Annotated in this window: 14 protein-coding genes; 7 read left to right on the plus strand and 7 right to left on the minus strand. The window is 60.4% G+C overall.

The features are described from left to right. The first annotated feature begins 665 nt into the window (after window positions 1–665). The 5 genes from AACX99_RS22220 (at window position 666) to AACX99_RS11155 (ending at window position 4,663) form a co-directional block, all read left to right on the plus strand. The gene (locus tag AACX99_RS22220) at window positions 666–1,373 is read left to right on the plus strand and encodes a methyl-accepting chemotaxis protein (RefSeq protein ID WP_445261860.1); all 708 of its coding nucleotides are present in this window, start codon (window positions 666–668) and stop codon (window positions 1,371–1,373) included. 115 nt (window positions 1,374–1,488) lie between these two features. Then, complete coding sequence (gene creB / locus AACX99_RS11140; protein ID WP_339411815.1) at window positions 1,489–2,175, plus strand: two-component system response regulator CreB; 687 nt, start codon at window positions 1,489–1,491, stop codon at window positions 2,173–2,175. After that, entirely contained in the window at window positions 2,175–3,608 is a 1,434-nt protein-coding gene (creC, locus tag AACX99_RS11145) for a two-component system sensor histidine kinase CreC (protein ID WP_339411817.1), read from the plus strand. Before creB ends, creC begins: the two co-directional genes overlap by 1 nt. 145 nt (window positions 3,609–3,753) lie before the next feature. Next, window positions 3,754–4,191 (plus strand): CBS domain-containing protein, encoded by a 438-nt coding sequence (locus AACX99_RS11150; protein ID WP_339411819.1) that lies wholly within the window; start codon window positions 3,754–3,756, stop codon window positions 4,189–4,191. A 25-nt stretch (window positions 4,192–4,216) separates the two neighbouring features. Beyond that, window positions 4,217–4,663 carry a GNAT family N-acetyltransferase gene (locus tag AACX99_RS11155; protein ID WP_339411820.1) on the plus strand — a complete coding sequence of 149 codons (447 nt, stop codon included), beginning with the start codon at window positions 4,217–4,219 and terminating at the stop codon, window positions 4,661–4,663. Here AACX99_RS11155 and AACX99_RS11160 read toward each other — a convergent pair. Beyond that, window positions 4,660–5,169 (minus strand): DinB family protein, encoded by a 510-nt coding sequence (locus AACX99_RS11160; RefSeq protein WP_339411821.1) that lies wholly within the window; start codon window positions 5,167–5,169, stop codon window positions 4,660–4,662. The genes AACX99_RS11155 and AACX99_RS11160 overlap by 4 nt on opposite strands. Window positions 5,170–5,291: 122 nt before the next feature. Here AACX99_RS11160 and AACX99_RS11165 point away from each other — a divergent pair, with 122 nt between their 5' ends. Next, entirely contained in the window at window positions 5,292–5,444 is a 153-nt protein-coding gene (locus AACX99_RS11165; RefSeq protein ID WP_339411822.1) for a DUF3096 domain-containing protein, read from the plus strand. 39 nt (window positions 5,445–5,483) lie between these two features. Here the strand turns inward: AACX99_RS11165 and AACX99_RS11170 are convergent, their stop codons facing one another. From AACX99_RS11170 to gbpA, 6 genes are all read right to left on the minus strand, one after another. Next, complete coding sequence (locus tag AACX99_RS11170; RefSeq protein WP_339411823.1) at window positions 5,484–5,825, minus strand: DUF2834 domain-containing protein; 342 nt, start codon at window positions 5,823–5,825, stop codon at window positions 5,484–5,486. A 21-nt stretch (window positions 5,826–5,846) separates the two neighbouring features. Further along, complete coding sequence (locus tag AACX99_RS11175; RefSeq protein ID WP_339411824.1) at window positions 5,847–6,713, minus strand: alpha/beta hydrolase; 867 nt, start codon at window positions 6,711–6,713, stop codon at window positions 5,847–5,849. 71 nt (window positions 6,714–6,784) lie between these two features. Continuing rightward, the gene (locus tag AACX99_RS11180; protein ID WP_339411826.1) at window positions 6,785–7,255 is read right to left on the minus strand and encodes an OsmC family protein; all 471 of its coding nucleotides are present in this window, start codon (window positions 7,253–7,255) and stop codon (window positions 6,785–6,787) included. A gap of 32 nt (window positions 7,256–7,287) precedes the next feature. Further along, window positions 7,288–7,728 carry a DUF2628 domain-containing protein gene (locus AACX99_RS11185; protein ID WP_339411828.1) on the minus strand — a complete coding sequence of 147 codons (441 nt, stop codon included), beginning with the start codon at window positions 7,726–7,728 and terminating at the stop codon, window positions 7,288–7,290. Window positions 7,729–7,853: 125 nt separating this feature from the next. Next, a complete protein-coding gene (locus AACX99_RS11190; RefSeq protein ID WP_339411830.1) occupies window positions 7,854–9,416 on the minus strand; it encodes a S8 family serine peptidase in 1,563 nt (520 codons plus the stop codon). 389 nt (window positions 9,417–9,805) lie between these two features. Further along, window positions 9,806–11,227: an N-acetylglucosamine-binding protein GbpA gene (gene gbpA / locus AACX99_RS11195; protein WP_339411831.1), complete on the minus strand. Its 1,422-nt coding sequence runs from the start codon at window positions 11,225–11,227 to the stop codon at window positions 9,806–9,808. Window positions 11,228–11,483: 256 nt separating this feature from the next. On the opposite strand from gbpA, the gene creD reads away from it, so the two are divergent. Further along, window positions 11,484–12,842, plus strand: coding sequence for a cell envelope integrity protein CreD (creD, locus tag AACX99_RS11200; RefSeq protein ID WP_339411832.1), 1,359 nt, complete (start codon window positions 11,484–11,486; stop codon window positions 12,840–12,842). The last annotated feature ends 47 nt before the right edge of the window (window positions 12,843–12,889 follow it).

Genomic DNA, 12,889 nt, shown 5'->3' on the forward strand with positions numbered 1-12,889 from the left:
GCGATCTGCGCCGCAGTCTGGATGAGTCGCGCAGCCAGCTGCTCAAGGCCCAGGCCACTCTCAAGTTAGAGGCGCCGCGTGCTATGCGTCAGCTGCAAGGGCCTTACGATGAGGCACTGCAGGGTTACGAAGCCTTCCTGTCGGGCATCGATCGCGACATGTTCGACTCCAGCCCGATGGCCTTGACCCCAGAGCAGTTCGTGCAGCGTAGCGATGCTTTACAGGGGCAATTGCTTGGTTTGCAGGCGGCGTTGTACCAGCAGTTTGTCGCCAGCCTCGGCGAGTACCGGCAGAATGCACTGGCCGCGATGATCGAAGTGATTGGCGTGTTCAGCCTGCTGACCCTGCTGGCGCTGTATGTATTGTTCTGCCTTAACGCTTCGATCCGTCGCAGCACCTCCGGGATCATCCTGGCCGCCGAAGGCCTGCGCGATGGTGATCTGCGCGTGCGTATGCAGGTGCATGGTGAGGACGATCTGGCGAGTATCGCCATGGCACTGAATACCGCAGTTGGTCAGCTGCGCGATTCCATGCAGGGGGTCAATCAGCAGAGCCAGCAGTTGGGCGGCACTGTGCAGATGCTCAATGGTGAGGCGCGAAATGCTCTGGCGTCGGTGGAGCAGCAGCAGGCGCAGATGAGCCAGATTGCCGCTGCCGCCACCGAAATGGCGGCCACCGCACAAAGTGTGGCGCAGAGTTGTGAGCAGGCGGCGGTAGAGGCCAATCAGACCCGTGAGATTGCCAGCCAGAGCAATCAGCGCAGCAACCGTACCAGCCAGAGCATGCGTCAGCTCAGTGGTCGTTTAGGCGAGAGTGCGGCCACCCTGCAACAGCTACGCGAGCAAACTGAGCAGATCACCCGGGTGGTGGATGTGATCAAGGGTATTGCCGAGCAGACCAACCTGCTGGCGCTCAACGCGGCCATTGAAGCAGCGCGCGCCGGCGAACAAGGGCGTGGCTTTGCTGTGGTTGCTGACGAGGTTCGCTCGCTGTCACAACGCACGCAAAACTCCACGGCAGAGATTGCTGACACCGTAGCCAATTTGCACCGAGTAGTTGGCCAGTCCGTCACGCAGATGGAAGACGCCGTGCGCCAGGCTGAAGGTGATGTTGGCAGCGTGCTAGCCATGAGTGAAGATCTGGACGCCATTGTCGACTCGGTGCAACTGGTTACCGACCGCCTGGCGCAGATCGCCACAGCCGCCGAGCAACAAGCGGCTACCGCCGATGAAGTCAGCGGCAATATCCAGCAGGTTGATCAGGCTGCCAGCGCCCTGCTTGAAGGTGCGCAGGCAGTGAGCAACGCCGCCGAACAGCTGCGTCAGGGCAGCCAGGTGCTGGCGCAGAACACCTCACGCTTTAAGCTTGATTAAGGTCAGGTCGGCGTAGGGTGGACAACGCGCAGCTTGTCCACCTGCTTCGCCCGATCTTGACGCTATCGGCTGCCTGCCGCAGGCTCCTCGCCGAGTTGCCACGAGCAGGAAGCCCATGCCGCATATTCTGATTGTCGAAGACGAAGCCGCCATCGCCGACACCCTGATCTTCGCCCTGCAGAGCGAAGGCTTTAGCACCACCTGGCTAAGCCTGGCCGAGCAGGCCCTGACTGAGCAGCAGCGCAATCCGGCCGACTTGCTGATTCTCGATGTCGGCCTGCCGGATATCAGCGGCTTTGAGGCCTGCAAGCGGCTGCGGCGTTTCTCCGAGGTGCCGGTGATTTTTCTCACCGCGCGCAGTGAGGAAATCGACCGCGTAGTGGGCCTGGAAATCGGTGCCGACGATTACGTGGTCAAACCCTTTAGCCCGAGGGAAGTTGCCGCGCGGGTCAAGGCCATCCTCAAACGCATGGCGCCGCGTGAAGCGCCGGCCACCAACTCCGACAGTGGCCCGTTCCAGCTGGATATCGAGCGGGTGCAAATCCACTACCACGGTCAACTGCTGAGCTTGACTCGCCACGAATTTCGTCTGCTGCAAAGCCTGCTGGCGCAACCCGAGCGGGTGTTCTCCCGCGAGCAGTTGCTTGACGGATTGGGCGTGGCCGCCGATGTCGGCTACGAGCGCACCATCGACAGCCATATCAAAAGCCTGCGCGCCAAGCTGCGTCAGGTGGCCGCTGCGGCGGAACCGATCCAGACCCACCGCGGCCTGGGTTACAGCTACTCGCCGAGGCACGCCTGATGCCCTTGGGGATTCGCATCTTTCTGGTGTACTTCCTGTTTGTCGGGCTGGCCGGCTGGTTTGTATTGAGCACGGTGATGGACGAAATCCGCCCCGGCGTGCGCCAGAGCACCGAGGAAACCCTGGTCGACACCGCCAACCTGTTAGCCGAGATTCTGCGTGATGAGGTCAAGGCCGGGCGCCTGCAACAGAGTCGCCTGCCAGCCTTGCTGCAAGCCTACGGCCAGCGCCAGCCGCAGGCGCAGATCTGGGGTGTGGAGAAGACTCAGGTCAACCACCGCATCTATGTCACCGACGCCAAGGGCATCGTCCTGCTCGACTCCACGGGTGCGGCGGTGGGCCAGGATTATTCGCGCTGGAATGATGTGCTGCGCACCCTGCGCGGCGAGTACGGCGCGCGCTCGACCAAGGAAGATCCGAACGATCCCGACTCCTCGGTGATGTATGTAGCCGCACCGATCATGGATGGCGCGCAGATTATCGGCGTGGTCTCGGTGGCCAAACCCAATCGCACCCTGCAGCCTTATATCGAGCGCTCCGAACAGCGCCTGGCCTGGCTCGGTGGCGGGCTGATTGTGCTTGGTCTGTTGATCGGCGCGCTGCTGTCCTGGTGGCTCAGTGGCGCCTTGCGCAAGCTGACCCGCTACGCCCAGGCTGTCAGCGCCGGTCAACGTGCCGAACTGCCCAGCGTGCGCGGTGGCGAGCTGGCGCAATTGGCCGAAGCCATCGAGCGCATGCGCACCGAGCTGGAAGGCAAGGCCTATGTCGAGCGTTACGTGCACACCCTGACCCACGAATTGAAAAGCCCACTGGCGGCGATTCGTGGCGCGGCGGAGTTACTCGATGGCGAGATGCCTGCGCCGCAACGCCAGCGCTTTGTCGCCAATATCGAGCAGGAAAGCGCGCGCATGCAGCAGTTGATCGAGCGCCTGCTGCACCTGGCCCAGGTCGAGCAACGCCAGGGCCTGGAAGAACAGGTGGCGGTGCCGCTGCAAGCGCTGGTCGACTCGCTGTTGCAGGCGCAGATGGCACGTATTGAAGCGGCCGACCTGCAGGTTGAAAACCATATTGGCGCTGAGTTAAGTGCGCGCGGCGAGGCCTTTTTACTGCGTCAGGCCCTGGCCAATCTGCTGGATAACGCTCTGGACTTCACTCCTCCAGGCGGGGTGATCCGCTTTAGCGCTGAGACCCGTGCCGGGCAGATCGAGTTGCGCCTGTTCAACCAGGGTGAGGCTATTCCCGATTACGCTCTATCGCGCTTGACTGAACGCTTCTACTCCCTGCCGCGCCCCGGCAGCGGGCGCAAGAGCACCGGTTTGGGGCTGAATTTTGTCGAGGAAGTGATGCAGCTGCATGGCGGCGAATTGCATATCGGCAATGTCGACGGCGGGGTAGCGGTACGGCTTAGCTTGCCGCTGTTTCCTGGCAACTGACGCGCGCCTTGGCACCGAGCTTGCTGGCTTGCAATGGTTGCGCTGAGCCCGCGCAGATGCTCTGATCGGGTCATCGGGTTGGCCCGCAATGGCCGGCCTGCGCACTATCCTCAATGCCAATAAGAAACAGAGCAGGAGCCGCTGCATGAAAACAGTTGCCGAGATCCTTCGTGCCAAGTCCCAGGCCGCCGTGTACAGCGTCACGCCCAGTACCTCGGTGCTGGATGCAATCAAGCTGATGGCCGAGAAAGGTATTGGTGCATTGGTGGTGCTGGATGACAAAGGCCGCCTGGCCGGCATCGTCAGCGAACGTGACTATGCGCGCAAAGTGGCGCTGCTGGAGCGCTCCGCATTCAGTGCGATGATCAGCGAAATTATGACCGCAGATGTCCTGACAGTTGGCCTGCGCGACACCTCGCAACACTGTATGCAACTGATGACCGACCGTCATCTGCGTCATCTGCCCGTATTGGCGGAAGGCGAGTTGATCGGCCTGCTGTCGATTGGTGACCTGGTCAAGCACACCATCGCCGAACAGGCCAGCCTGATCCAGCAGCTGGAACAGTACATCCGCGGCGAGTAGTCGTGGCTGTAGCAGGGATGGCTTGATGGACATTCGTGATGTCGAGGCGGGCGAGCTGGATGCACTGCTCGCCTTGTATGAACACTTACACCCTATCGATCAGCCACTGCCTGCGCGTCATCGGGTCGAGGCGGTGTGGCAGGCAATCATTGGAAACCCTGCGCATCACTGTTTTGGCCTGTACTGCGATGCGCAGTTGGTGGCCAGCTGCAGCATCAATCTGGTGGCCAATCTGACGCGTGGCTGCCGACCCTTTGCTTTTATCGAAAACGTGGTGACCCACAGCGATTATCGCGGGCGTGGCTACGGCCATGCATTGTTAGCGCATGCACAGACGTTTGCCTGGGGTCAGGACTGTTACAAGGTGATGCTGATGACCAGCAGCAAGGATCCTGCAACCCTGCGTTTCTATGAGGCCGCCGGGTTTGATCGGCATGACAAGCAGGCCTTTATCGCCAAACCGCCGGCTTAGCTCGCTTCGCGACGCTGCGGCTGATCCTGATGCAGAAAGCGCGTGTAGATATCCCTGGGCGGTGCCAGCTGCACTTGCGCCATGATCCGGCCGACGGCGCCACGGTGGTAACCGCCGTGGGTGACGATATGCGCGAGCATTTCCTCGCGGCTCATGCAGCCAGCGTCGCCATCGACGAAAGTGAAGTGCAGGCGCTCGGCCAACTGCTCGGCGCTTAGCGTCGCGACATAGTCCAGATACCAACGATCAGTCTTTTGTGCCGCCTGATGCAGCTCATTCAGCGTGGGCGTTTCCGTGGTGTTGGTGGCGGTGTAGTCGTGGTCGGTGCCCTGCAGGTTGGCGACAAAGATCCGCTCGACCACGTGGATGTGGTTGAGGATGCGCAGAGCTGCATGCAGTTCGTTTTGCTGAGTGAGCGGGTCAAGGTGTTGCAACTCGTCAAAGAGCTCCTGATTGGCCCAGGCTTTGTGCTGCAGGAGTGAGGTTAACAAGCTGGCGTTGCTCATAAGTGGCCTCTAATTCGTGGTGTGGCTGAACAAAATGAGGTGGTGTGGCTCTATCTGAATAGGGCTGTGTCGTTGACGCATGGTCCGCATACTGGCGCTTCAATAACCCTCAGGTGACGATTATGACCCTTGCTCTTACTCCACTGATTTCGCTGATCGCCGGCATTCTGATTCTGGTGATACCGCGCCTGCTGAACTATATCGTGGCGATTTATCTGATCGTGATTGGTCTGGTAGGTATTTTCGGCACCGGCAATTTCAATCTGAGTTTTTAAGCGTTGAGTAGCCTCGGCCTTGCGGGCTGCTGCGGTGCATCAAGCTGCAGGTGAAGCACTGTCCTGCAGTTCACGGCTTTCTGTAGCTATGGCCTTGAGCACTAGGTATAGCAGCGGCCCGACCGAGACAAACAGCGCAGTCAAGGCAAGGAACGGCAGCAGGTAGGTCAGCGACTTGCCCCGCGCGCGGCTGTCGCGGTACATCCAGATGCAGGCCAGTGCCGCGAGAATATACAGGTCGATCACCACTTGGGCGGTGTCGGCGCTGGACATCAACTGCATGCCAAATTGCAGCAGCGATTGCTCCGCATGCAGCATCACGTACAGGGTGTAGGCGCTGAACGCCAGTAGGGTGATCAGGGGCAGTGCGAGCTTTTTCATGGTGCCGTCCTTGGGTTGCTGTTAGCCGAGGGGTGGAGGTTCTACGGCGTCAGCGCTTGGCCGCCCGGTTTGCTGAGTGTTTCGTTGCACCGCCGCCATTACCGCTTCCGCGTTCTCCAGCAGGCAAGAGTAGTGCGCGTGTTCGGCGCTACGGCTCACGGCGCTGGCATTGCGCAGATGCTCCTGCAGGTAACTCGACATGGCAATGGGTGACCAGTTATCTGCGTCGCCATGCCACAGGCTTACCGCCGCCGTGACCTTATCCAGCTGCATAGCCCAGGGTTCGACGTAGAGTTTTACGTCGCGCATATAGCTGCTAGTCCCATGTTTGAAGCAGTCGCGTTGAATGTCCGCCAACCATTTCCGGGTGTTGGCATGATGCAGGAGTTCTGGGTCTTTACCGCCTGCACCAGTGAAGAGCAGCTTCAGCAGCAGGTTTGGGCTGAACTTCGCCAGCAGCGCCTGATACCAGGCAAAGGCCCGAAATAGCCTTGGATAGTGCTGCGCCCAGAGGAAGGTATAACGCCCCGCGCCCATGCCGACGCTATTGCTGGGGATTTCCAGTGGTGCGGCAGCAGAGACCAAGTACACCTCAGTTACCCGCTCACCCAACAGCGCGGCGACACGTAACGCCAGGCAGGCGCCGATGGAAAAGCCGAGCAGACGAATCGGCTGGCCTCCCGCGCTATCACTGATCTGTTGCGCCAGTTGTTGCAGATAAGTCGCGCTGCTGAGTTCGCCGGGCAGATTGCGCTCCACCACCAGCAGCTTGATACCGTGCGCCAAGGCGGCCTGATGCAGCATTGCCGCCTCAACCGCTGCACCCGGCACGCCATGGAAGTAAAACAGTGGCTGCCCATCGGGACAGCCGTATGCAGTTGGGTTCACGCTTCTTCTCCCGCCATCAGCCGTTATGGTTAAGACGCATCGTGTTGTCGTCTCGATGTGGCCCTTGCGGGTTATTCAGTAAAGCGCGGTTCGCAGCGCACTTCGGACTTCACCGAGTTGGCGATAAAGCATTCCTCGTGGGCCTGGTGGTGCATCTGCTCGATCTGTTCGCGGCTGGGCATGCGTTCGCCAGAAAAGCTGACTGCGGGGCGCAGGGTGACCCGGGCGATAAACAGCTTGCCGGCAGCATTTTCATGCATCAGCCCGCTGGCATTATCACGGTAGTCATCGACGCAGAAGCGGCGCTTGGCGGCAATGGAGAGAAACCACAGCATATGGCAGCTGGCGAGCGAGGCAACAAAGGCCTCCTCGGGGTCGACGGCGCTTGCATCCGACATCGGCAGTGGCACCACATGGGGTGAGGACGAGCCGGCAATCTCCAGGCCACCATCAAAGCGCAGCAGATGCTTGCGGCTATAACGGTTGCCGAGAAAGTCCTGCTCACCGCGTTGCCAAATTACTTCGGCGACATATTCCGTCACGGTCATTCTCCTGATGCAGTTGGGTTAGGTGCTTACCACCAGCCGTTATCGCTTAGCAGCATCTTCTTGTAGTAATCGATATTGGCGCGCGTGGCGAATACTGCGCTGATGCCATAGCCCAGGGCGTTGGCGATTTTGCTGTAGCCGAGATAGTCCAGGCCGATGCCGAGGATGATCACCACCGCCGCGCAGACGAAGAACAGCGCCAGACCCTTTTTCCACATGCCCTTGATGGCGTAGTAGATCGGCCCGAAAAAGAACGCCAGAAAGTTGAAACTGAAGGCTTTGCGCCGCTCCTCGGCGGGCAGCTCCTTAAACTTGGGCATCTTGATGCCGCCGGCATGGTGGATCGCGCTAAAGCGCTGCTTCCATTTATCCGAGATGGGGAGGGCTGCGATCTGCTCGTCAGACACCTGTGATTCTGCGTCGGCGACGCTGGCTTGAGGGGTGGCGTAGGGGTTGTGCGGGGTCATGGCCGTTCATCCTTAATTGGCGATCAGCGCACGCTACGCATTTCTGTAAAAACTGTCCATTTGTGCCCTGGCGGTCTCTGTCGATAGAAGGCCCCGGGCAGTTACCTGCCTCGGGGCCGGACGAATTACTCGTAGCGCCAGTACAGGGTTACACCTGAGAAGCTGGAATAGCCGCGTACGCCAATATGCCAGGTGCCGGCTGCAGGATTCTCCTGGGTGCAGGTTTCCTGATTGCCGTCGAGGTAGGGTCGGCAGGTCCATTGGCTGGCGGTGGGTTGGCTGCCCAGACGGGTGTAAAGGTCGGCATCACCGCTGCCGCCACTGATTCTTACCGTCAGACGCTGTGCGCCGCTTGGCACGACCACGTTGTAACGCACCCAAGCGTCCCGTGCACCGGAGAGGTTGGGGTAGGTCTGTTCTTCGCCATTGCCACCGCTGCTGGCATCGCAGCCGCGCTGGGCGATCAGATCGCTGGCCCGTTTGGCCTTGACGATACCGTAGCCGTAGTAAGGATCGCGGCCAGCAGCGCCACGGTCTTCTGCGGTGCTGTTGACCACCTTGCGGATCTGCGCCGGGGTGCACTGGCGGTGTTGACTCCATACCAGTGCATAGACTGCGGAAACATGCGGCGTGGCCATGGAGGTGCCGTTGTAGCTCGCATAGTTGTTGCCGGGCAGGGTGGAGCGTACGCCTACCCCGGGAGCGGCGACCTCTACCTGGTTGTTGTACTGCGAGAACGAGGCGCGATTGCCGCTGCTGTCGACCGCCGCGACCGATACCACCGAGTCGTAGGAGGCCGGGTAAGACAGCGTACCGTTGCCACTGTTGCCGGCTGCCGCGACGACCAGCACACCATTCTGGTAGGCCGCATCCATGGCATTGCGCTCAGTCACTGACGAGCCGCCGCCGCCCAGACTCATGCTGATCACCGTCGAGCCAGCCGCGCGGCATTGCTGGATGGCCATCACCAGGTCAGAACCATAGGCCCAGCTGCCGCTGTTGTTGAATACCTTGACGATATGCAGGCCCAGATTGCCAGACGGGCTGACACCGACCACACCCAGGTCATTGCCTCCCAGCGCTGCGATGGTGCCGGCAACGTGGGTGCCGTGGCCATCGCCATCCTCGTACCAATTGCCGCTATCGACGCTGCCGTAGCCGTCATTGCCGGTAATGCCGGCCGAAGGCAAGTCCTGATGGCCGAGGTCATAGCCGGAGTCGACGATGCACACCTTCATATTGGAAATGGCGTTATCCGGCAGCAGATCGGCCTGCACCATGGGAATGCCGTAGGGCACTTGTTCGGCCATCAAGTAGCGGCGCGGGTCGAGTTCGACATACTCGACTGCCGGGTTGGCCTGCAGCTGCTTGAGCTGCGCTGGACTCAGATGCGCCACGCTGGCGGCCTGGCTGTCCAGGTGCATCAGCGGTTGCACCTGTGCCTGGCTAAGCAGGCGCTGAGCCGCGCGGCGTTCGAACTGGCCAGCGCTCAGGGGTTGCGGCTGATTGGTTTGTCCCATCGGCGAGGACGTCAGCTCCTTGTATTTGATGATGTAGCGTGGCGCCTGCTGATCATCGTCAGCAATCTGCATCTGGGCCGCGAAGCTGGGCTTTTCGTCGGCCTGGGCGTAGGCCCAGCCTGCGCCGATTAGCAGCAGTAAGGCAGTGGTGCGTTGGAGTCTTTGCATGGTTATCTCCTGATTGTTTGCCGCGTAGTGCAGCTGCCAGAACCCTAGGAGACTGTGCCGAAAAGCCAAGGCCGCTCGTCGTTTTTTTGCGAGAAAATATTCAATTAAATCAAGTATTTATGTCGATAGAAGGCTGCCCCTTTAGCTAGGTGAAAGGGGTGTGAAGCGCTGCCGCTGGGTGCTTGTCCTTAGGCCGCCACGCAGGCTTTAGGGAGCAAGTGGTGATGTGTGCAGCGCTGGCAGTTAAGGGTTATGCGTCAGGGCCTGGGCATACCTGGGGCTCCGTAAAAGGCATACGCCAAGGCGCAGTGCATTCACTTGGGTTGTACCTGTTTCAGGGGATAAGGTGGCCGCGCCGACCATAAAGCTTCGTGGGCGCGGCGCTTAGCTCAGTCGGCTATCCAGGCGTCTTGCCAATGGCTGCCGATGCCGGGCTCGAACTGGGTCGAGGCGGCGGACCATTGCGTGCAATAGCCGCTCTGAGGAAAGGGACGGCACTGATACAGCTGTCCCGTCTTGGGTTGCAGCACCCGCGTGCCGGCCGCGTAACTGCGCAGGCCATCCGGGAAGCTGAAGTCGTAGCTGGCGCTGCCGTCGTCTGCGACAAACATCATGTCGAAGGTCTTCTGCAACAGCTGTTCACTGCCTGCCACCTTGGCGCTGACCACCAACTGATGATGGCCGGGCGCTGGGCTGTCGACGTCGATGCTCAAGGGCTGGCTGCCGTTGGCCAGCTCGGTTGTGGCAAAGCCTTTGGCATTGCCGCCATGGTCGTAGACGTAGCTGCTGATCTGCAGTGCGCCTACGGCGGTGACGTTGAAATCGAGGCGCAGCTGGCCGTTACGGATGCGGTAGCTGGGCTGCAAACCATCTACCAGCAGCTCGTGGTCCGGTGCGGTGGCCTTGTCGATCTGCACTTCGATGCGCTGGATGCCACTGTCGGCGCGGGCAAACAGGCTGTTCTGGCCGTACACCGGCTGGATTACGCCGTCGTTGCCGCGCTGGCCGGCCTTGAGCTGACTCTGTTGCTGGTTGATGCGGTTGGCCAGCAGGTAGGTCCACTGGTTGCGTTGGCCTTGCTCGCGGGTTTCAACCTGTAGCCGCGTCTGCAAGTCACTGCGCTCGCCGCTGGCATCGAAGACCCGGGTCATCGCCTGATCGCCCACACGCAGATCAACCGAGGGATAGAGCATGCCCTTGGCTTGCCAGGCCGATTGGTCAGGCGGGGTGGTGATATCACCGAACATCACGTCCATGACGTTGTAGAAACTCATCGGTGTATCGCCGACTTCCCAGACCCCGAGGATCACCTGGTAGCCCTCGCGCGGCGGTACATCGCAGGTGTGGGTGACCTCCTGTGGCGGCTGTTGCATGCCGCCATCGACCACGCAGAACGGTACCAGCTCAAACGCGGCACGGTTTAACGGCTGATTGGCCAGCCAATCGGGGCGGGTGATGTAGTAGCGCCAGTTGCGCGTGACATGGTTGGCGGTAAAGCGCCAGGTGAAATTCGTCGGCCCTGCAGTGACTGGGCGTTTGGCCCAGCGGCTGACGGTCTGTTCATTGAGGGGGGCGAATTGCGCGAGGCCGGCGCTGGCGATCTGGCCGTCGGCGGGGCCGCTTTGCGGAAAGCCCGAGTAACCTTCCAGGCTTTGCGGTTCCCATTGCACGGCACCGCATTGGCTGTTTTCACCGAGCTTGCACAGATAGCCACGTGCTTCAGGTTGTTTGATATAGCCGTGGGCGAATACGTTGCCGCTACCGAGCATTAATAGTGCGCTGGCCGCGCAAATCCATTGGCGCTTATGCATGACAGTCCCTTTTCAGATTGGATAAATCTTGGTCAAGCCGCTTACCGGTCGCCTTGTGGGCAACAAGTGAGTTAGCACTCTAGTGCAGAAAACTCTGGCTTCCAGTGGAATTGACGAACGGTCGCGCCGCTCTGAGTGCTCAATCACGGGTACTTACTGTGGATTGGTCTCCACACACTCTCCATCTGCCCTCCATAAAGCCACCACCTACGCCGCCCAGACTCTGCCTACCTAAACCGTATCGGAGAGTTGCACCATGAGCCGCATTCTGGGTTTCAAGCTTGGCGCTATTGCCTTGCTGATTTTGTTATTGCTGGTCCCGCTGTCGATGATCGGCGGACTGGTGAGCGAACGGCAGTATCAGCGCGCCGAGGTGCTGCAGGACATCGCGCGCAGTTCCAGCTACCGCCAGCAGCTCACCGGGCCGATTCTGGTGATGCCGTACACCAAGGTATGGCACCAATGGAAAACCCACGCTAAGACCGGTGAGCGTTATATGGAGGAGCAACGCAGCCGCGGGCGTTTGTACTTCCTGCCGGAGCGCTTTGTGCTCAATGGCCAGGTCAGTACTGAGGAACGTGCACGCGGCATCTACAAGGCGCTGCTGTACCGCAGCGACAACCAGATCAGTGGTGCCTTCAAGCTGCCGGCGCGTCTGGGATTGGGTGATGATCTGGGCCTGTATCAGTTCGACCGGCCGTTTCTCTCGGTCGGTATTAGCGATATCCGCGGCATCAGCAATGACCTGCAGCTGCGCTTCAACGGCAGCAACCTGAGCTTTGCCCCCGGCAGCGCCGAGGAGCGTTTCGGTGCCGGCGTGCATGCGCCGCTGCCGGTGTTGGATAGCCAGGGCGGGCAAACTCTGGAGTTTGCCTTTGACCTAAAACTGCAAGGCACCGAGCAGTTGAGCATCACTCCGGTGGGGCGTGACAGCCGTGTTGAGCTGACGTCCACCTGGCCGCATCCAAGTTTTGTCGGTGAATACCTGCCGAGCAGTCGTGATGTGTCTGACAAGGGCTTTAAGGCGCAGTGGCAGACCAGCTTCTTCGCCACCAATCTGGAGGAGGCGCTGGCTGATTGTGTGCGGGGCGATAGCTGCAATGCGCTGACGGCACGCAACTTCGGTGTGAGCTTTGTCGACCCGGTGGACCAGTACCTAAAGACCGAGCGGGCGATCAAATATGCGTTGCTGTTTATTGGCCTGACCTTCGCCGTGTTCTTCCTCTTTGAAGTGCTCAAACGCATGGCCGTGCATCCGGTGCAATACGCCCTGGTGGGCATGTCGCTGGCGCTGTTCTACCTATTGCTGCTGTCGCTGTCCGAGCACCTGAGTTTTGCCCTGGCCTACGGAGTTGCCGCGACCGCTTGTGTGCTGCTGATTGGTTTCTACGTCAGTTATGTGCTGCACAGCGCGCTACGTGGCGCGGGTTTTGGCGCCCTGCTGGCGCTGCTCTACGGCATGTTGTTCGGCCTGCTCGGGGCCGAGGATTACGCCCTACTGATGGGCTCGGTGCTGGTGTTCGGCGTGCTCGCCGGGGTGATGGTGCTGACCCGCAAACTCGACTGGTACGGCGTCGGCCGCCTGCCACTGGCCAGTCCAGCCAGCGACCTTTGACCAATAGCGGCGCAGGCCTCGTCTGCGCCGCTTTTTTATCTGTGTGG

The sequence above is a fragment of the Pseudomonas sp. EA_35y_Pfl2_R5 genome (assembly GCF_963970805.1).
Taxonomy (GTDB): Bacteria; Pseudomonadota; Gammaproteobacteria; order Pseudomonadales; family Pseudomonadaceae; genus Aquipseudomonas.

What these genes read in the sequence shown, in the direction of transcription:
- AACX99_RS22220 (WP_445261860.1), top strand. Translation starts at nt 666, where the DNA reads ATGGCGGCCACCGCACAAAGTGTGGCGCAGAGTTGTGAGCAGGCGGCG.
- creB (WP_339411815.1), top strand. Translation starts at nt 1,489, where the DNA reads ATGCCGCATATTCTGATTGTCGAAGACGAAGCCGCCATCGCCGACACC.
- creC (WP_339411817.1), top strand. Translation starts at nt 2,175, where the DNA reads ATGCCCTTGGGGATTCGCATCTTTCTGGTGTACTTCCTGTTTGTCGGG.
- AACX99_RS11150 (WP_339411819.1), top strand. Translation starts at nt 3,754, where the DNA reads ATGAAAACAGTTGCCGAGATCCTTCGTGCCAAGTCCCAGGCCGCCGTG.
- AACX99_RS11155 (WP_339411820.1), top strand. Translation starts at nt 4,217, where the DNA reads ATGGACATTCGTGATGTCGAGGCGGGCGAGCTGGATGCACTGCTCGCC.
- AACX99_RS11160 (WP_339411821.1), bottom strand. Translation starts at nt 5,169, where the DNA reads ATGAGCAACGCCAGCTTGTTAACCTCACTCCTGCAGCACAAAGCCTGG.
- AACX99_RS11165 (WP_339411822.1), top strand. Translation starts at nt 5,292, where the DNA reads ATGACCCTTGCTCTTACTCCACTGATTTCGCTGATCGCCGGCATTCTG.
- AACX99_RS11170 (WP_339411823.1), bottom strand. Translation starts at nt 5,825, where the DNA reads ATGAAAAAGCTCGCACTGCCCCTGATCACCCTACTGGCGTTCAGCGCC.
- AACX99_RS11185 (WP_339411828.1), bottom strand. Translation starts at nt 7,728, where the DNA reads ATGACCCCGCACAACCCCTACGCCACCCCTCAAGCCAGCGTCGCCGAC.
- AACX99_RS11190 (WP_339411830.1), bottom strand. Translation starts at nt 9,416, where the DNA reads ATGCAAAGACTCCAACGCACCACTGCCTTACTGCTGCTAATCGGCGCA.
- gbpA (WP_339411831.1), bottom strand. Translation starts at nt 11,227, where the DNA reads ATGCATAAGCGCCAATGGATTTGCGCGGCCAGCGCACTATTAATGCTC.
- creD (WP_339411832.1), top strand. Translation starts at nt 11,484, where the DNA reads ATGAGCCGCATTCTGGGTTTCAAGCTTGGCGCTATTGCCTTGCTGATT.